This window comes from Kribbella sp. NPDC050459, assembly GCF_040655315.1.
Classification (GTDB): domain Bacteria; phylum Actinomycetota; class Actinomycetes; order Propionibacteriales; family Kribbellaceae; genus Kribbella.
Genome location: NZ_JBFAJQ010000024.1, coordinates 1 through 17,641 on the forward strand (window position 1 = coordinate 1; position 17,641 = coordinate 17,641).

At 68.1% G+C, this 17,641-nt stretch carries 18 protein-coding genes; 6 read left to right on the forward strand and 12 right to left on the reverse strand.

Going from position 1 to position 17,641, the window contains the following annotated elements; genetic code table 11:
* Window positions 1-112: 112 nt before the first annotated feature.
* The 4 genes from AB0I12_RS41860 to AB0I12_RS41875 all read right to left on the reverse strand — a co-directional run bounded on the left by AB0I12_RS41860 (window position 113) and on the right by AB0I12_RS41875 (window position 3,430).
* The gene (locus AB0I12_RS41860) at window positions 113-994 is read right to left on the reverse strand and encodes an amino acid ABC transporter permease (RefSeq protein ID WP_359941853.1); all 882 of its coding nucleotides are present in this window, start codon (window positions 992-994) and stop codon (window positions 113-115) included.
* A complete protein-coding gene (locus tag AB0I12_RS41865) occupies window positions 994-1,641 on the reverse strand; it encodes an amino acid ABC transporter permease (protein WP_355483657.1) in 648 nt (215 codons plus the stop codon). Before AB0I12_RS41865 ends, AB0I12_RS41860 begins: the two co-directional genes overlap by 1 nt.
* A 75-nt stretch (window positions 1,642-1,716) precedes the next feature.
* Window positions 1,717-2,643 carry a glutamate ABC transporter substrate-binding protein gene (locus AB0I12_RS41870; RefSeq protein WP_359941856.1) on the reverse strand — a complete coding sequence of 309 codons (927 nt, stop codon included), beginning with the start codon at window positions 2,641-2,643 and terminating at the stop codon, window positions 1,717-1,719.
* Between the two features lie 58 nt (window positions 2,644-2,701).
* The gene (locus AB0I12_RS41875; protein ID WP_359942009.1) at window positions 2,702-3,430 is read right to left on the reverse strand and encodes an amino acid ABC transporter ATP-binding protein; all 729 of its coding nucleotides are present in this window, start codon (window positions 3,428-3,430) and stop codon (window positions 2,702-2,704) included.
* A gap of 297 nt (window positions 3,431-3,727) precedes the next feature.
* On the opposite strand from AB0I12_RS41875, the gene AB0I12_RS41880 reads away from it, so the two are divergent.
* On the forward strand, window positions 3,728-6,403 hold the full coding sequence (locus AB0I12_RS41880; protein ID WP_359941859.1) for a hypothetical protein: 2,676 nt from the start codon (window positions 3,728-3,730) through the stop codon (window positions 6,401-6,403).
* A 77-nt stretch (window positions 6,404-6,480) separates the two neighbouring features.
* Here AB0I12_RS41880 and AB0I12_RS41885 read toward each other — a convergent pair whose 3' ends face one another.
* Window positions 6,481-7,995: an amidohydrolase family protein gene (locus tag AB0I12_RS41885; RefSeq protein ID WP_359941862.1), complete on the reverse strand. Its 1,515-nt coding sequence runs from the start codon at window positions 7,993-7,995 to the stop codon at window positions 6,481-6,483.
* A gap of 100 nt (window positions 7,996-8,095) precedes the next feature.
* On the opposite strand from AB0I12_RS41885, the gene miaB reads away from it, so the two are divergent.
* The 3 genes from miaB to AB0I12_RS41900 all read left to right on the forward strand — a co-directional run bounded on the left by miaB (window position 8,096) and on the right by AB0I12_RS41900 (window position 10,790).
* Window positions 8,096-9,568, forward strand: coding sequence for a tRNA (N6-isopentenyl adenosine(37)-C2)-methylthiotransferase MiaB (gene miaB / locus AB0I12_RS41890; protein WP_359941865.1), 1,473 nt, complete (start codon window positions 8,096-8,098; stop codon window positions 9,566-9,568).
* A complete protein-coding gene (locus AB0I12_RS41895; RefSeq protein WP_359941868.1) occupies window positions 9,565-10,227 on the forward strand; it encodes a phosphotransferase in 663 nt (220 codons plus the stop codon). The genes miaB and AB0I12_RS41895 overlap by 4 nt, the downstream gene beginning before the upstream one ends.
* Before the next feature lie 113 nt (window positions 10,228-10,340).
* Window positions 10,341-10,790, forward strand: coding sequence for a hypothetical protein (locus AB0I12_RS41900; RefSeq protein ID WP_359941871.1), 450 nt, complete (start codon window positions 10,341-10,343; stop codon window positions 10,788-10,790).
* Between the two features lie 225 nt (window positions 10,791-11,015).
* On the opposite strand, the gene AB0I12_RS41905 is transcribed toward AB0I12_RS41900, so the two are convergent.
* From AB0I12_RS41905 to AB0I12_RS41935, 7 genes are all read right to left on the reverse strand, one after another.
* Complete coding sequence (locus AB0I12_RS41905; protein ID WP_359941873.1) at window positions 11,016-12,818, reverse strand: LamG-like jellyroll fold domain-containing protein; 1,803 nt, start codon at window positions 12,816-12,818, stop codon at window positions 11,016-11,018.
* A gap of 64 nt (window positions 12,819-12,882) precedes the next feature.
* Entirely contained in the window at window positions 12,883-13,335 is a 453-nt protein-coding gene (locus tag AB0I12_RS41910) for an NUDIX domain-containing protein (RefSeq protein ID WP_359941876.1), read from the reverse strand.
* A 123-nt stretch (window positions 13,336-13,458) separates the two neighbouring features.
* Complete coding sequence (locus AB0I12_RS41915) at window positions 13,459-14,040, reverse strand: pyridoxamine 5'-phosphate oxidase family protein (RefSeq protein WP_359941879.1); 582 nt, start codon at window positions 14,038-14,040, stop codon at window positions 13,459-13,461.
* A gap of 27 nt (window positions 14,041-14,067) precedes the next feature.
* Window positions 14,068-14,532, reverse strand: a complete 465-nt coding sequence (locus AB0I12_RS41920; protein WP_359941882.1) for a GNAT family N-acetyltransferase — start codon at window positions 14,530-14,532, stop codon at window positions 14,068-14,070.
* Window positions 14,533-14,598: 66 nt separating this feature from the next.
* Window positions 14,599-15,348, reverse strand: a complete 750-nt coding sequence (locus AB0I12_RS41925) for an MBL fold metallo-hydrolase (RefSeq protein ID WP_359941885.1) — start codon at window positions 15,346-15,348, stop codon at window positions 14,599-14,601.
* A 69-nt stretch (window positions 15,349-15,417) separates the two neighbouring features.
* Window positions 15,418-15,660 (reverse strand): antitoxin, encoded by a 243-nt coding sequence (locus AB0I12_RS41930; RefSeq protein ID WP_355483677.1) that lies wholly within the window; start codon window positions 15,658-15,660, stop codon window positions 15,418-15,420.
* Between the two features lie 123 nt (window positions 15,661-15,783).
* Complete coding sequence (locus tag AB0I12_RS41935) at window positions 15,784-16,020, reverse strand: hypothetical protein (protein WP_355699310.1); 237 nt, start codon at window positions 16,018-16,020, stop codon at window positions 15,784-15,786.
* A gap of 121 nt (window positions 16,021-16,141) precedes the next feature.
* Between AB0I12_RS41935 and miaA the strand changes: the two genes are divergently transcribed.
* Together miaA and AB0I12_RS41945 are read left to right on the forward strand one after the other, a co-directional pair.
* The gene (gene miaA, locus AB0I12_RS41940) at window positions 16,142-17,146 is read left to right on the forward strand and encodes a tRNA (adenosine(37)-N6)-dimethylallyltransferase MiaA (RefSeq protein ID WP_359941889.1); all 1,005 of its coding nucleotides are present in this window, start codon (window positions 16,142-16,144) and stop codon (window positions 17,144-17,146) included.
* Entirely contained in the window at window positions 17,133-17,636 is a 504-nt protein-coding gene (locus AB0I12_RS41945; protein ID WP_359941892.1) for a SigE family RNA polymerase sigma factor, read from the forward strand. The genes miaA and AB0I12_RS41945 overlap by 14 nt, the downstream gene beginning before the upstream one ends.
* Window positions 17,637-17,641 lie beyond the last annotated feature (5 nt).

Below are 17,641 nucleotides of genomic sequence, written 5' to 3' on the forward strand. Positions count from 1 at the left end.
AAACGCTCGGCTGGGACACCCCAGCCGAGCGCTTACGTGATCTACTCACCACCTAGAAACCAAGGCGGTGTTGCGACGACCCCTTGAAACCGCCGTGGGGAGGGGCCTTCGGTCAGATCTTGTCGTCGGCGTCCAGAGTGCTGGCGGCGTCAGGTGCCTCGGTCATCGGCGGCGGGGCGCCGGTGATCTTGCGGCGCCGCCGGGAACGGCCCTCGAGGTAGCGGGCAAGCAGGGACAGCAGCGAACACAGCCCGATGTAGATCAGCGCGACGACGATGTACGTCGGGATGTACGGGAAGCCGTACGTCAACCGGCCGCCCATCTGCTTCGCGACGTACAGCAGTTCGGCGTAGGTGATGATGAAGCCGAGCGCGGTGTCCTTCAGCAGCACGACCAGCTGGCTGACGATCGCCGGCAGCATCGCGCTGATTGCCTGCGGCAACAGCACCAGCCGGACCACCTGGTTCTTCCGCAGCCCGAGCGCGTACGCCGCCTCGCGCTGGCCCTTCGGTACGGCGGCGATACCGGCGCGGAAGATCTCCGCGAGCACCGAGCCGTTGTAGAGCGTCAGGCCGAACACGACCGCCCAGAACGGGCTGAGCCCGAGCTGGAACTGGATGTTGCCGAAGTAGAAGTAGAACATCAGGATCAGCAGCGGGACCGCGCGGAACAGCTCGACGATCAGCGTCGCCGGGGTCCGGATCCACTTGTGGTCGCTGATCCGCGCCGCCGCGAAGACCGCGCCGAACAGCAGCGCGAGCACCGCCGCGAGACCGGCCGCCCGCAGCGTGTTCAGCAGGCCGTCCAGCAGCTGCTGCTGGATCGACGAGTACTGGAACTGCCGCCAGAGCCTGCCCTCGAACTGGCCGTTCTGGTACATCCGGTTGATCAGCCACGCGAGCGCGCCGACCAGCACGACCAGGACCAGGATGTTGGTGATGCGGTTGCGGGCCTTCGCCCGCGGCCCGGGAGTCTCGTACAGAACTGTGCTCATCAGGCCACCGCCGTCCGTCGTTCGGCCCATCGTTGCAGGAAGATCAGCGGCACGATCAGGATCAGGAACCCGATCGTGATCCACAGCAGCGTGAGCAGCTGGTTCTCACCGCGCTCGGACATCGCGGCCGGGATCGAGCCGGCCTCCGCGACCGAGAACCCGGCCGCGATCGTGGTGTTCTTCAGCAACGCGATGAACACGCTCATCAGCGGCGGGATGATCGCGCGGAACGCCTGCGGCAGGACGACGATCGAGAGCACCTGGTTGAACGACATGCCGATCGCGCGCGCCGCCTCGGCCTGGCCGGGGGCGATCGTGTTGACGCCGGACCGGACCACCTCGCAGACGAACGCCGAGGTGTAGATCGTCAGCGCGCCGACGCCGGTCCAGAACGGGCTCGGCAGCGCCAGCTGCATCTTGGCGGCGCCGAAGAACAGGAACGCGAAGACCAGCGTCAGCGGAGTGTTCCGCAGGACATTCACGTAGCCGGTGCCGATACCGCGCAGGGCCGGCACCGGGGAGACCCGGAACGCTCCCAGGATCGTGCCAAACACCAGACTGAGCACGCCGGACACCACGAACAGGCGGATCGTCAGCCAGAAGCCGTCCCGGAACAGCGGCCAGTTGTCGGTGAGGACCGAGAACATCGCGACCTTCCTCTTGCCTTCAGGAACAGAGTCCGGCCGCGGCGCCCGTTGCGGACACCGCGGCCGGCTGTTGGGTCAGTACTTCTCGAGCGGCGGCGGGGTCGAGTCGGAGCCCGACTTGCCGAGCGTCTCGTCGTAGATCGCCTTCCAGGTGCCGTCGGAGGCCGAGGTCTCGAGGATCGAGTTCACCTTGTCCCGCAGCGCCTTGTCGGCCAGCGGCAGGCCGATGCCGTACTTCTCGGTGCTGAACGGCTTGCCGACCACGCGGAGCTCGTCGGGCGCCGTGGCGGCGTACCCCTTGAGGATCGCGTCGTCGGTGGTGACCGTGTCGACCTTCTTGTCCAGCAGCTGGGAGACGCACTCCGAGTAGGTCTTGAACTCGGAGATGTTGCTCGCCTCGGTCAGGTTCTCGTCCTTGACCCGCTGGATCGGGGTCGAACCGGTCGCGGAGCAGACCTTCTTGCCCTTCAGGGCGGTCTTGCCGGCGTCCATCGAGGTGTCGTCCTTGCGGACCAGCAGGTCCTGACCGGCGATGAAGTACGGGCCGGCGAACGAGACCTGCTTCTTGCGCTTGTCGGTGATCGAGTAGGTGCCGACGTAGTAGTCGATCTCACCACCGGCGATCGCGGTCTCGCGGTTCGCCGACGGGATCTCCTTGTACTCGATCTTGTCGGGGTCCATGCCGAGGCCGGCCGACACCATCCGGGCCACCTCGATGTCGAACCCGCAGCGCTTGCCGTCGGCGTCCTTGTAGCCGAGGTTCGGCTGGTCGGCCTTGACGCCGACGATCAGGTTGCCGCGGGACTTGGCCTTGCTGAAGGTCTGGCTGCCGGCCACGTCCACGCCGCTCGCGGCGGTGAACTTGTGCAGCTCGCCGCAGGAGTCGGACGCCTTGCCGCCACTGTCGCCGCCGGCGGCGCTCGGCTCGTCCTTGCCACACGCGGCGGCGGTCAGCGCGAGCGCTGCGACGCCGAACGTGGCGACGAGGGTGCGCATTCTCATGATCAGGTTCCCCTTCGTTTCGTTGCTGGTACAGCCCGCGGGCGGTGTGACTGCCGGATCAGTGCTTCAGGATCTTGCCGAGGAAGTCCTGGGCCCGCCTCGAGGTCGGGTTCGTGAAGAAGGTCTCCGGGTCGGCCTGCTCGACGATCTCGCCGTCGGCCATGAACACCACCCGGTTCGCCGCGGTCCGGGCGAAGCCCATCTCGTGCGTGACGACGACCATCGTCATGCCCTGCTTGGCGAGGTCGATCATCACCTCGAGGACCTCCTGGATCATCTCCGGGTCGAGCGCCGAGGTGGGCTCGTCGAAGAGGATCACCTTCGGGTCCATGGCCAGGGCCCGCGCGATCGCGACGCGCTGCTGCTGGCCGCCGGACAGCTGGGCCGGGTATTTCGCGGCCTGCGAGGCCACCCCCACCCGCTCCAGCAGCTCCATCGCCCGCTTCTCGGCCTGCTTCGGGTCGGTCTTGCGGACCTTGCAGGGACCGAGGGTGACGTTCTGCAGGATCGTCTTGTGCGCGAACAGGTTGAAGGACTGGAAGACCATGCCGACGTCCGCGCGCAGCTTGGCCAGCTCCTTGCCCTCGCTGGGCAGCGGCTGCCCGTCGAGCGTGATGCTGCCGGAGTCGATCGGCTCCAGCCGGTTGATCGCGCGGCAGAGCGTCGACTTGCCGGACCCCGACGGGCCGATCACCACGACGACCTCGCCCTGGTCGATGGACAGGTTGATGTCCTTCAGGACGTGCAGTTCGCCGAAATGCTTGTTGACGCCGGTCAGCGCGACCAGACCGGTTTGCGTCAGCGTGTCGGAATCGCTCATGGCCAGAACCTAGCGGAGCGGGGGGCCCGGTCGCAGCGCTGGGTGGTACCACGGTGGTAACGATCTGCAATAAAGGCACGCTCCGTGCCAAGGTCGTCACGGATCGCCGAAATGCATGTTTTCCCTATGTAACTGATGGTCGGAGGACGATCACTTCCACGCCTGCGGGAAGTGGACGTATGGTCCCTCCGGCCCTCGCACGCCAGGGCTACGGGAGCGCCGCCACGGGACGGCGACCCGCCAAGAACCACACCGGAGTGCGTCATGCGGATCTCGCTGACCAAACGCAGCCGTCAAGTCATCGCCGGCGGGCTGGGAACCGCCCTCGTCGCCGCCGGTATCGGCGCCTACGCCGGCCGCTACGAGCTGAAGGAAGAGTGGCTCAAACATCAGTGGGCCGGGCGGCACTACAACGCCGCCGTGATGGAGAAGGCGCTGATGATCGCCGGCGGAAACCCCGCCGAGATGCAGAGCGAGTCGAAGGAAGCCTTCACGATCGCCGACGAGTTCGAGCAGGCCCGGACCGCGCCGGGCGGCATCGTCGCACCGGGCGCGTACTCGGCCGCCTTCGCCCAGCTCACTGCCCTGCCGCACACGGCCGGTGCGTGGCGTGAGGTCACCAAGGTGCCGTACGACGCCGACGACGCCCGGTACCGCGACTGGTACTCCAACTCCAGCGGTGGCGCCGGCTACGTCACCGGCCGGATCACCGGTCTTGCCGCCGACGACGCCAACCACGTGTACGCCGCCGGCGCGAACGGCGGCGTGTGGCGCTCCAGTACCGGGGGCGGCAACTGGACACCGCTGAGCGACACCTTGCCGTCCCTGAGCGGCGGTGATCTCCAGCTCGCCGGTGACGGCTCGCTCTGGTACGCGACCGGCGAGGCGAACACCGGCGGAACGTCGTACGTCGGATCGGGCGTCTACCGCCTCGCGAATCCCGCCACCGGCAGCTACTCGCCGTCCGACCGGGTCGGAGGCAAGGAACTGGAGTCGACCACCGTCGGCCGGCTGCGCTGGGGCGGCGGGCAGGTGTTCGCGGCGACCAACCGCGGCGTCTGGTACCACGACGCGTCGACGACCGCCGGCGCCTGGAAGGTCGCCTTCTACCCGAACCCGGACTTCATGCCGCAGATCAAGGACGACGCCGGCAACGTGCTGGTGCCGGCCGGCAGCCAGACCGGCGGCGCGACGAACGCGGCGTACAAGAACATCGTCAACGACATCGCGATCGACCCGAAGAACCCCAAGCACGTGATCGCCGCGATCGGCTGGCGATCGGGTGACACCTACAACGGGTTCTACGAGACCAACGACTACACCGCCGGTCCGTCGAGCTGGAAGCGGCTCAACGTGGTGCTGGGAGGTATCAAGAACAGCACCGACGTCGGCTACACGACGTTCGCGTTCAGCAAGACCGGCGATCGTCTCTACGCGATGGTGCAGCAGCCGAGCAAGATCAACGGCAGCACGAGCCTGGCCGGCATCTTCGTCTCCAAGACCGGCAGTCCGTCGGGTCCGTGGAACAAGATCGCCGACCCGCAGATCCTGCACAACAGCGGCTCGGCCCTGGACCGCAAGGGGTACGCGGTCGGCGTCCAGGCCTGGTACAACCAGTTCCTGACCGTCGATCCGGCCAACGCCGACCACGTCTGGGCCGGGCTGGAGGAAGTGTTCGAGACGACCGACGCCGGCTCGCACTGGGCCACCGTCGGGCCGTACTGGAACTTCGGCTTCCCCTGCTGGAACATCGACGACTCGAAGAACACCTGTCCGATGGCACCGCACTCCGACCAGCACTCGGTCGCGGTCGGTACGTCGGGCGGCAAGCCGGTCGTCTTCGTCGGCAACGACGGCGGCATCTACCAGCGGCCGGTCAACGGCCAGGTCAACGCGAACAAGAACGGCACCGACTGGAAGTCGCTGACCACCGACGGGACCATGGACGCCCTGCAGTACTACTCGGTGTCGGTCGGCAAGGACACCGAGCACGGCGGCGTCGTGGTGTCCGGCGGCTTGCAGGACAACGGCGTCTCGAACCTGTTCGCCGTACAGCCGAACGGCAGCAACAGTGACACCAAGATGGGCTCCAACTTCGGCGGTGACGGCGGCGACGGGGCGGCCGATCCGCAGAACGGCTGCAACCAGCTGCAGGAGTACGTCGCTCTCGCGGTCAAGATCACCAACAACTGCGCGCTGAACAAGGGTGCGCTGAGTGAGGCCGAGGCGAGCTCGTGGGGTCTGGACCCGGGTGACCCGAGCCCGCGGTTCATCGCACCGATCGCGATCGACTCGGCGAACTCGAACGGCTTCATCGCGGGTGGTCAGTACGTCTACACCTCTACCAAGGGCTGGGGCATGCGCAGCGCGTCCGAGTGGACGAAGGCGTTCGATCTCGGGGCGGGGCACTCGGCGACGGCGGTCGCGATGCGCGGCGGCGTCGGCTGGGTGAGTTGGTGCGGTCCCTGCAACAACGCGGGCTTCGCGCGCGGTCTGGCCACCAACGCCGGCGGCAGCTGGCACCAGGTGACCTTGCCGTCGGAGTTCCCGAACCGGTACCTCGCGGGCGTCGGCATCGACCCGGCCAACGGGCAGCACGCGTACGTCGCCGTGAACGGCTTCTCGCGCCGCTTCACCGAGGGTCCGGGCGCAGGTGTCGGCCACGTCTACGAGACCAAGGACGGCGGCGCCACCTGGTCGGACATCTCGGCGAACCTGCCGGACGTCCCGACGAGCGCCGTCAAGCAACTGGCGAACGGAGCACTCGTGGTCGGATCGGACCTGGCCACGTTCTACCGGGCGCCGGGCGCGACCACCTGGCAGGTGCTCGGCACCGGCCTGCCGACCACCACGGTGATGGACATCGAGTCCGGCCCCGACGGCAACGTGTACGCCGCCACCCACGGCCGCGGCATCTGGAGCATCACGCCACCCGCGTGACGCGCCCAGCCTGACTTTGAGCACCCACCAACCAATACTCGACGAGGATTTTGGTTGGTGGGTGCACAAAGCAGGTGTCAGGCGGGGCGGTGGGCGCCGCAGCAGCCGCCGGCGGCGAGAGTCGCGGTCGTGGGCGGTTCCTTGACGGCTGCTTCTACGTCGGCGAGCATCCGCTCGCGCTGGGCGGGGGAGATGACGCGGCCGCGGGTGACGACCGTGTGGATCCGGCGGGTGTTGCGGATGTCGGCGAGCGGATCCGCGTCCAGTACGACGAGGTCGGCGATCTTGCGTGGCTCGACCGCGCCCGTGTTCAGGCCGAGGAACTTGGCCGGCTCGACGGTGGCGGCGTACAGCGCCTGACGCGGCGTGGCGCCGGCGCCGACCAGGTGCTCGAGCTCGTCGTGCAGGGCGAACCCCGGCACGGAGTACGGCGTACCGGTGTCGGTGCCGGCCAGGATCGGTACGTCGTGGTCGAGCAGTTCGCGGACGAACCGCTGCCGCCACGCCCACATCTGCCGCTGGTGGGAGACCTCCTCGGCGGTGCGGTTGGCGGCGTACAGGTTCTGGATGACGTAGTCGTAGGTGCCGATCGAGTCTGCGCTGAGGTACTTCGCGAGCGCCGGGTCGAGCTGTGTGTAGTCGATCTGGTCGAGCACGTTGTGCATGGTGAGCGTCGGCGTGACCCGGGTCCGGTTGCGGCGGAGCGTTCCGAACACGTCGGCGGCGCGCGCCGGGCTGTAGGTGTTCGCGGCGATCCACTCGATCGGGTGCAGTTGCCGGAACCAGGCGTTGTAGTCGCCGGTCGGCACGGTGATCGCGAGCAGCATCCGCCGTACCTCGGCCTCGCGGGTCGAGACCGCCAGGCCGAGCGAGTGGATGTGCTCGATGCTGCGCTGACCGGCGTTGCTGACCTCTTTCGAGGTGACCTGGTCGGGGCCGTGACCGTGGACGGTCAGACCGACCTTGCGGGCCTCGTCGACGATCGCGCGCCAGGATTCCCGGCTGAGCCGCGAGTAGACCTTGACGAAGTCGGCGCCCTGGGACTTCACCCGCCGTACGGCGGCCCGCGCCGCGGCGGCGTCGTCGACGACGATGACCTGGATCAGGTTCGGGTCCCACAGGGTGGGGTCGCCGTCGATGATGTTGCTCGCGACCACCATCCGCGGGCCGAGCAGGGTGCCCGCCTCGATCCGGTCGCGCCAGTCGTACAGCATCGGGTTCGTGCCGGCCATCTCGCGGACGGTGGTCAGGCCGTTGGCCAGATAGAGAGGTGGCGACACCCGCTCGTCACCGAGGCTGTGGACGTGCATGTCGGCGAGGCCCGGGATGACGTACTTCCCGCTCAGGCGGATCTCCGCGGCCCCGCGCGGCACCGGGAGCCGCCCGACGCCGATGATCCGGTCGCCGCTGATCAGCACGGTCTGGTGCGGGTTCTTCCGGCCGGTGCCGACGTCGACGACGGTGACGTCGGTGAGCGCGGTGATGCCGGTACGGCGTACTGCGAACGCGGGGGTCGTGGTGAACGCGCCTCCGGCGAGGACGACGGCGCCGGCGGCGGTACGGGCGAGGAACTGACGGCGAGAACTGTTCATGCCCCTCACTATTGTCGCCGGGCGACCGGCGGTCAGGGGTGTCAGCCCGCTGGCCCAGGTAGGGAAATCTCTACCGCGGCACGTACTCTTGGTGGCTGTCATGCGTACTTATGAGGTCCGCACCTACGGGTGCCAGATGAATGTCCACGACTCCGAGCGGCTGCGCGGGCTGCTGGAGGACGCGGGCTATGTCCGCGCGCCCGAGGGCGACGAGGCCGACGTGGTCGTCTTCAACACCTGCGCGGTCCGGGAGAACGCCGACAACAAGCTGTACGGCAACCTCGGTCACCTGGCGCCGGTGAAGGCCCGCAAACCCGGCATGCAGATCGCCGTCGGCGGCTGCCTGGCGCAGAAGGACAAGGCGTCCATCACGCGCAAGGCGCCGTGGGTGGACGTGGTCTTCGGGACGCACAACATCGGCTCGCTGCCGGTGCTGCTGGAGCGGGCCCGGATCGAGCAGGAGTCGCAGGTCGAGATCCTCGAATCGCTCGAGGTGTTCCCGTCGACGCTGCCGACCCGGCGCGAGTCGCCGTACTCGGCCTGGGTGTCGGTGAGCGTGGGCTGCAACAACACCTGCACGTTCTGCATCGTGCCGGCGCTGCGCGGCCGGGAGAAGGACCGCCGGCCGGGCGAGATCCTCTCCGAGGTCGAGGCGCTGGTCGGCGAAGGCGTGCTCGAGGTGACGCTGCTCGGCCAGAACGTGAACTCGTACGGCGTGGAGTTCGGCGACCGGTACGCGTTCTCGAAACTGCTCCGGGCGTGCGGGGAGATCGACGGGCTGGAGCGCGTCCGGTTCACGTCGCCGCACCCGCGCGACTTCACCGCGGACGTGATCGAGGCGATGGCCGAGACGCCGAACGTGATGCCCTCGCTGCACATGCCGCTGCAATCCGGGTCGGACACCGTCCTGAAGGCGATGCGCCGGTCGTACCGGCGGGACCGCTACCTGAAGATCATCGAGGACGTGCGCGCGGCGATGCCGGACGCGGCGATCACCACCGACATCATCGTCGGGTTCCCGGGGGAGACCGAGGAGGACTTCCAGGGCACGCTCGACGTGGTCCGGCAGGCCCGGTTCGCGGGGGCGTTCACCTTCCAGTACTCCAAGCGTCCCGGGACGCCGGCCGAGTCGATGGACCACCAGGTCTCGCGCGACGTCGTCCAGGAGCGGTACGAGCGGCTGGTCGCCCTGCAGGACGACATGGCCTGGGCCGAGAACAAGCTGGTCGTCGGCCGGTCCGTCGAGGTGCTCGTGGCCGAGGGGGAGGGGCGCAAGGACGCTGCCACTCACCGGCTCAGCGGTCGTGCCGCGGACAACCGCCTCGTCCACTTCGCCGTACCGGAGGGCGCCGAGACGCCGCGACCGGGTGACATGGCAACGGTCGAGGTCACGTACGCCGCGCCGCACCACCTGGTCGCGGACGTGTTCGGCGCCGTCCGCCGGACCCGCGCCGGGGACGCCTGGGAGCGGGCGCAGGGCGCACCGGCCGCCGCACCGGGCGTAATGCTCGGGATGCCGACGATCGGCGCGAAGCCGATGGAGCCGGCAGTGGGCGGCTGCCAGGCCGGATGAACCTCCCGGCGGACGCGGAGCCGTTCGCGTTCGGCCGGGACGCGGACATCTACGCGATCGACGACGACTGGGTGCTGCGGCGGTACCGCAACGGTCACCCGGTCCGCGACGAGGCCGACTTCATGCGGCACGTCGCGCAGCACGGGTATCCGGTGCCCGCGGTCCGCGACGTCGACGGCGCGGACATGGTCATCCAGCGCCTCGACGGGCCGACGCTCGGCGACGCCGCGATGGCGGGTGAGCTCAGCGCCGTCGAGATCGGCCGGATCCACGCCGACCTGCACCACCGCCTGCAGGCCATCCCGGCCCCGAGCGGTACGCCGGGTCACGTCGTCGTGCACGGCGATCTGCATCCGCTGAACGTGATCTCCACCGCCGACGGCCCAGTCGTCATCGACTGGCGCAACGCGGAAGAGGGCACACCAGAGTTCGACGTAGCGATGACCGCGATCATCTTCGCCCAGGTCGCCCTCGACCCCAGCTACGAAGACCTCACCCTCTTGCTCCGAGAGGCCCTCGCGACGTACCTGGACCTCTCGATAGACCCCACCTCGGCCCTCCCGGCAGCATTACGGGCCCGCGGCAACAACCGCACTCTCACCCCCGCAGAGCTCGCCCTTCTCCCGCAGCAGGAACAATTGATCCGGCAGCATCTGTGAAATTCGGTGCCATCGCGATAAAGTCGTGAAAGCAATTTCCTTGCCCTCCTGATGCGCTCAAGCGTTTGAGCTGCCGCAGTCTTGCTGGCTTTTCCGGGGGGAGGGTATTTCAAATGCTCGGTTCAGGTTATTCCGTTCTGATATTTCCGGCGGCCGATCCCACGCCGATTGCTCAAACCGCCACGCCGTCGCCGACCAGCACAGAGTCTCCGGTCGTCAACTCCAGCACACTGGCCTGGGTCGTCATCATCTGTGTGGCCTTGATCGTCCTCGCCGGCGTGTCCGCGGTGCTGCTGCATCGAATCGACCTCATCAGAAGAGCCCCGGACCGCGCGTCGGATCTCCGCATGACCAGGCCTGTGATCGCCATCATCCTGGTCGGCGGTCTGGTTCTGCTGACAGTCTGGGCTCTGGGCTTCGGCAATCCGGACGGTCAGCTGCAACTCTTGCTGGCAGGCGCCGTCGTATCTCTGGCATCCGCCGCCGTCGCGTTCTATTTCTCGTCCAGCGGTGCTGCCGATGCGCGAAGAGATCTGCTGACCGCCACCGCGGCGGCGGGGTAAGCGATCGTGCCGCAACCCACGGGTACGGCAGGAACGCCAGGCAGTTTCACACCTGCGAACTACGTCATGCCGCAATCATTGGCTGCCCTCAACCTGGCCGGAGCGCCGGTGCGAGCCGTGCCGAGTACTGCATGGCCCACCGGAAGTTATGTAGTACTCGGCGACAATTCGCAGGCTTACTGGAATGGTTCGGCGTGGGTGCAGGGGGTCGCGCCGTAGTGGGGCTCAAGCGTTCAGGAACTGTGAGGGCTTGAGGGGGCGGGTGACGATGCGGAGTTCGCCGATGTGGCCGGCGAAGCCCTGGTCGATCGCGTTGGCGTAGTGACCCGCGCCGACCAGCCACGGTTTGCCGGTGGAGGCGAGACCGTTGGACGGGGTCGACGGGTTGCGGAGCAGCTCTGAGGAGTCGACGTACACGACGCTGTGCCGGCCGTCGTTCACGATCGCCAGATGGAACCACTCGCCGGCGCGCTGCTCGTGGCCCCAGTTGGTGAACGTGTCGTTCTTGTCGGCTGGGTACACCGCCCACTGCACCTGCAGACCGCCCGAGAACCCGAGCTTCGCGGCCGGCTCGTCCGGGTCGCTGCCCGTCTTGCCCGCGTCGTGCCCGGTGCCGAGCCGCGTGAACAGCCCTTCCCACGCGTGGTCCTGCCCGTCGTCGGCGAGCTTCACGAACGCCTCGATCGTGTAACCGTTCGCGAACGTCATCGCGTTCAGCGGGGCGTCGTCAGCGGTCTTCAGGTATCCGCCGCGGACCGGGTTCTTGCCGCCCGGGAACAGCCAGCTCGCATGACCCGGCTGATCCGGGTGGTACTCCACCGATGCCGTCGGCAGGTCGGTGCTGAGCTGCACGCGGGTCAGGTCGTTGCCGTGACCGGACTGGTCGGCCACCTTGTCCGCGACCGGCCCGTCGAAGCGCCAGTACGCCGCCGTACCGGGGATGACGAGCTGCTTGGCCGGACGCGCCGGACGGACCGGCTCCGGCGCGAACCTGGCGAACCGCTCCGCGAAGTCGATCGGCACGCTGAACCGGTTGACGTCGTCGCTCAGCTCGATCTCCGCCTCGGCGAGCTCGGTGCGCCGGGCCGGTTCCTGGGCCAGGATCCACGGCGCGATCGTCTCGACGTCGATCGTGTTCCGGGCCAGGTCGAAGTGGTAGAGCCGGACCATTCCCGAGCCGCCGTAGTACCGGTCCTGGTAGTTCGTGATGTGCAGGTGCACGTCGTTGCCGGCGGCATTCTTCCGGGTGACGCGGCCGGGCGGCCAGTAGTGGCCGTTGAGCGTGAGGAAGATCTGGTCGCTGCCGTCGACGAGCTGGTCCCAGACCCGGTTGCCGTGGTCGCTGAAGTATGCGACCGGGTTGCCGTGGTCGGCGTTCACCAGTTCGTGGATGGTCAGGATCACCGGCAGCTTCGGGTGCGCCTTGATCACCGCGCGGGCCCAGGCGAAGCTCGCGTCCGACGGCCGCCAGTCCATTGCCAGCAGCAACCACTGGCGACCGGCCGCGCGGAACACGTGGTACGAGTTGTAGCCGTTCGGTGTCGACCCGCCGTACGTCGGCATCCACCGGAAGCGCCGCGGGCCGAACGTGTCCAGGTACGGCGACGGGCCGCGGGTGTCGTCCTTCGAGCCGTCGATGTCGTGGTTGCCGGCCAGTACCGAGTACGGGAAGCGGGCGCGGTCGAGGATCCGGAACACCGGGTCGGCCTGCGCGAACTCGCTCGCCAGCGCGTTCTCCACGACATCGCCGAGATGCGCGACGAAGACGATGTTCTGCTCGCCGCGCTGGTCGATCAGGTACTCGAACGTCGCGGTGAGCGGTGCGGCGTCACCGCGGTCCTGGTCGAACTGGTACTGCGTGTCGGGCACGACCGCCAGCGTGAACCGCGGGTGCTCCGTGTCGATCTTGGTGGTGCTCGCCGCGGCGGTCGTGGAACCCAGGACGCCGGGTGCTGCGATCGCGCCCGCCCCGAGTACGCCCGCCTGCAGGAGCCGTCGCCGGCTCGTTCCGTCGTACCGCTCGTTCATCGCCCCACGCTCCTGTGCTCGCTGACACCGCAGCGAACCTCATGGCGGGGGCCCGGCGGTGAACTCAGGCGAAACCCTGGGCGATCACGGCGGGAAGCGCGTCACCGGTCAACGACGCGAGCACCCGCGCCTCGTGCGGGACCACGGGATCCGGCAGGTCGTCCAGCGGATACCAGTCGAGATCGGCCGCCTTGTTCGGCTCCATCAGCCGCGGCTCGCCGCTCCACTTCTCGGTCACGAAGAAGAAGTCGACCCGCTCGTCGATCGGATCCCCATTGCCGCCCGTCCGGTGCATCGCCGTCACCGGCTGGAGGTCCGACGGGTCGACGTCGATCCCGACCTCTTCCTTGAGCTCCCGCACCGCCGCCGCGAGCACCGACTCACCCCGCTCGACATGCCCTGCGGGCACCGCCCAGTACCCATCCATGTATCCGGTGTCGGCCCGCAGCAACAACAACACCTCGTCCCCCCGCCGAACAATCACATAAGCCGCCGGCACCACCGAAAACCGATCCATACCCGCACCCTAATTGGTCGAGTCGTGGATGGTGGCCGTCGTGGATCAGCCCTTCTCCACGACTCGACGTACCCCTTCAGGACCACACGCCACGATTCGGCGGCCTCGCGCCGGGTCAGCTGCTCAGGGGTGTACGGCAGGCCGAGACGATCCGGCGTGGTCGGTCGGTTCAGCGGGAACGAACTGCTCCCGGCTCTCAGGGCGCCAGTGTTGGCGGGGTGCGTAGCCGTCGCGGCGGAGCCAGTGTTCGGTGTAGACGATTCGGTCGGGGGTGACGACGACGAGCGGGCCGAGTGGGGGCTCGTCGACCGGGTTTCCACGCTCGACGTGGTCGGACTGCCATCGGAAGGCCTCCCAGTGGTCGGCGAACGTATCGCTGTCAGGTGTCAACACCTGGGCCCGACCGAAGATCTGCGCCCCGCGGCTGCTTGCCTCACCGACCAGTGGTGCGAAGACCCCCACGGAAACGCGCGGGTCCGCGGCCAGGTTCCGCATCTTCGGTGACCGCGGCGACGCTGTGAACATCAATGCGAAGTCCAGGTGGTAGTACCGCACCGGTGTGGCCAGCGGGCCGTCTGATCCGGCGGTCGCCAGCACGCACATGTTCTGGCTCGACAGCAGGTTCAGGATCCGCTCGGACAACCGGTCAGGTGGGAGCTTCTTCGTCGGTGCCGGACCGGACAACCACGGATTCGTCAGCGCCATGAGAGATCTTCGCACGGCCACGGAAATTCAGTGGCCCGGAGTCACGGTCTTGCTCATAACGCAGTGGTTCTTGCCCTTGGCGCGCTCGTAGGTGAAGCCGGCTTTTTCGAAGAGGGTGCGGGTGCCGTTGTAGAGGAAGGAGGCGGTGATCTTCTTGCCGCCCGTGTCCTGGGGGTAGGCCTCGACGCGCCCGCCGCCGGACTGGGCTATCAGGGTCAGGGCGCCCTGGAGGGCGACGGACGAGACGCCTCGGCGGCGGTAGCTGCGGTCGGTGAAGAAGCAGGTGAGGCGGTAGTCCGGCAGTTGCTCCAGCCCGGCCTCGTACTCCTTGCTGTGGTAGATGTTCGGCAGCTCGGCCGGCGTCCCGTACTCGAGCCACCCGACCGCCCGCGCCCCGTCGAACACGAGCGCCGCATGCGCCCGCCCCTCCAGGACAAGGCGGTGCTTGAGGTCCCGGTTGCTCTCGGCCTCGAACGTCTTCTCGTCGTGCATCGTGTGGAAGTACGTGCACCAGCAGCCGACTGTACGACGCTATCCGGACGATCCCCGTCCGGAACGTCAGACGGTGTACGTCGTACCGGGGGAGGCGGACTCGATCGTCCCCGAAAACCTCTCGGCCGCGCGCGCAACTGCGACAGACGGCGTGAGCGAGCGGCCGATATGCGTGAGAATCAGACGCTTGGCGCGTGCCGCGGCTGCCGTATCGCCGGCCTGCTCGGGAGTGTGGTGCGCCGGCTCCTCGGTGGAGGTGTCCGCCTCGCAGAGCAGTACGTCGCAGTCGGTCGCCAGCGCGGTCAAGCTGTCGCACGGCGCACTGTCACCGGAGTACACAAGCGAGCGCCCATCAGTCTCGACACGTACGGCGTACGCGGGCATGCCGTGCTCCACCGCGCGACTGGTGAGCCGGACCGAGCCGACGGCGGCAACCTGCCCGTCGTACAGCTCGATGACCTCGAACGCGGACTCGATCGGGCTCCGGGCCGGACCGTTGGTGAGGAAGCCCGCAAGCCGGTTCGCGATCCCCGGCGGGCCGTACAGCGGGATCGGCGCACGCAAGCTGATGTCGGCGTACAGCGCCCCGTAGTACGCCGTCAGCAGGTCGGCGCAGTGATCCGCGTGCAGATGCGAGATCCAGATCGCGTCGAGCTCGTCGAGCCGCGCGTGCTCCTGCAGCGGACCGAGGGTCCCGCTGCCCGCATCCATCCAGATCCGCGTGGCGCCGGAGGCGACCAGATACCCCGAGCACGGGTTGCCGACCGCCGGGTACGGCGTGGCACACCCCAGCACGGTGAACTGCAGAGCTCCCATGCGCAAACCCTCTCCCGGACACGGCGAAGGGCCGCAAGCGGGGTGCTTGCGGCCCTTCGTGGGTGTGCGTCAGGCGGGGTTCTGCCGATCGGGGATGTCGTCGTTCTGGCCGTCCAGGTTGTCCAACCCTTCCTTGGCCTTGTCGACGCCCGTGTCGATCTTGTCGCCGTACTTGCCGCCCGTCTTCTCGTCGACGAAGTCACCGGCCTTGTCCAGACCTTCACCGACCTTGTCGCCGTGGCTGTCGACCAAGTCGGTGGCCTTGTCCTTCAGGTCCTCGGCCTTGCCCTTGAACTTGTCGAAGATGCCCATCTCGGGGCTCCCATTCCTGCGTAGTTGAGTGCTTACAGACAGCTAGCGTGATCTTCGCACCCCGAACGCCGGAACTGTGGGATCTCCGCGAGCGCCGTACCCAAAACGATGCCGGACAGGCTACTACTCGACGTCGCCGCCGCTGTCCGTCGTGCCACCGCCGGATTCGACGTCGCCGCCCGACTCCACGTCCCCGCCGGACTCCACGTCGCCGCCGGAGTCGCCACCGGGCTCGACATCGCCGGCGCTGAACTCGACGTCACCACCACTGCGCTTGGCCGCGGACACGTTGTCCGCCTCGTCCCCCAGGCCGAGCGCGTCCTTGGCCGCGTCCGACTCTTCCTCGAACGGATTCGTCACTTCGTTCCTCCCGTAGAAATGTTGCGAACTGCAGCGTTCCTACCGAACATTCCGGGTCATCCACAAGGCTGGTCCATACCTCTTGGCGAACTCTTCATCACGGTGCTGCCAGACTGGAGCGATGTCTGCTCCACTCGTCGTCGCGGTCGTCGGTCCCACCGCGGCCGGGAAATCCGACCTTGCCGTCGCGCTGTCGCAACGCCTGGGCGGCGAGGTGGTGAACGCGGACGCCATGCAGGTGTACCGCGGGATGGACATCGGTACGGCGAAGATCGGCACCGCGGAGCGCGCCGGCGTACCGCACCACCTGCTGGACATCCTCGACGTGACCGAGACGGCGACCGTGGCCGAGTTCCAGGCGCTCGCCCGGCAGGCGATCGACGACTGCATCGCGCGCTCGAAGGTCCCGGTGCTGGCCGGCGGCTCGGCGCTCTACGTGCGCGCGATCCTCGACGACTTCGTCTTCCCCGGCACCGACCCGGTGGTCCGCGCCCGCCTCGAGGCCGAGCTGGAGGCCCACGGCTCCGGCGCCCTGCACGCGGAGCTGCGCCGGCGGGACCCGAAGGCCGCCGACCAGATCCTGCCCAGCAACGGCCGCCGGATCGTCCGCGCGCTGGAGGTCATCGAGATCACCCAGGGCCCGTACGTCGCGACCCTGCCCGAGCACCGCTACGTCTACGAGGGCGCGGTCCAGCTCGGTCTCGACGTCCCGCGGCCGGTTCTCGACGAGCGGATCGGCCGCCGGGTGGACCGGATGTTCGACGCCGGATTCGTGGCCGAGGTGCGAGGTCTGCTGAACAAGGGTTTGATTGAGGGGAAGACTGCCAACCGCGCCCTCGGGTATTCGCAGGTGATCGCGTTGCTGAACGGTGAGATCGACGAAGCGCAGGCCCGCGAGCGGACCGCCCAGGCCACCCGCCGGTTCGCGCGCCGGCAGGACTCGTGGTTCCGTAAGGACCATCGCATCACCTGGCTCCCGTACGACGCCGACGACCTGGTGGAGAAGGCACTCGAAGTGCTCAGTAGAACTGATGTGGCCCAAGGCAACCGCGAAGCCGTCCCCGGCGTAGTCGAGGTGACAACAGGCCCGGGCAACGACACTGGGGCCGTCGATGCGAGGGGGTGACCGTGAGGCCGAGTTCCGTGAGTACCTGCTCGCGGACCGCACGAGGCTGATGCGTACGGCGTTGCTGCTCACCGCGGGGGATGTGCACACCGCCGAAGATCTGGTCCAGACCGCCTGCACCCGGGTGTACGTGCACTGGCACCGGATCAAGCACGAAGGCGCGGGCCCGTATGCGCACCGCATCCTGGTCAACGCCTTCCTGGACGAGCGTCGCCGCGCCGGCCGCCACCCGGAGGTGGTGACCGCGGAGGCGGTCGAGCCGCGACTGACCGATGTACCGGACCAGGCGGACACCCTCGCCATCCGGGGCGCGTTGCTGGACCTCGCGCCTCGGCAGCGGGCGGTCCTGGTCCTGCGGTACTTCCAGGATCTCGATGTCGCCAGCTGTGCGCGGATCCTGGACTGCACCGAGGGCACGGTGAAGAGCCAGACAGCCAAGGCGCTGAAGCGCCTCAAGGAACTGATGACGGAAGAGACGGGGAGTAGCTGAGAGCC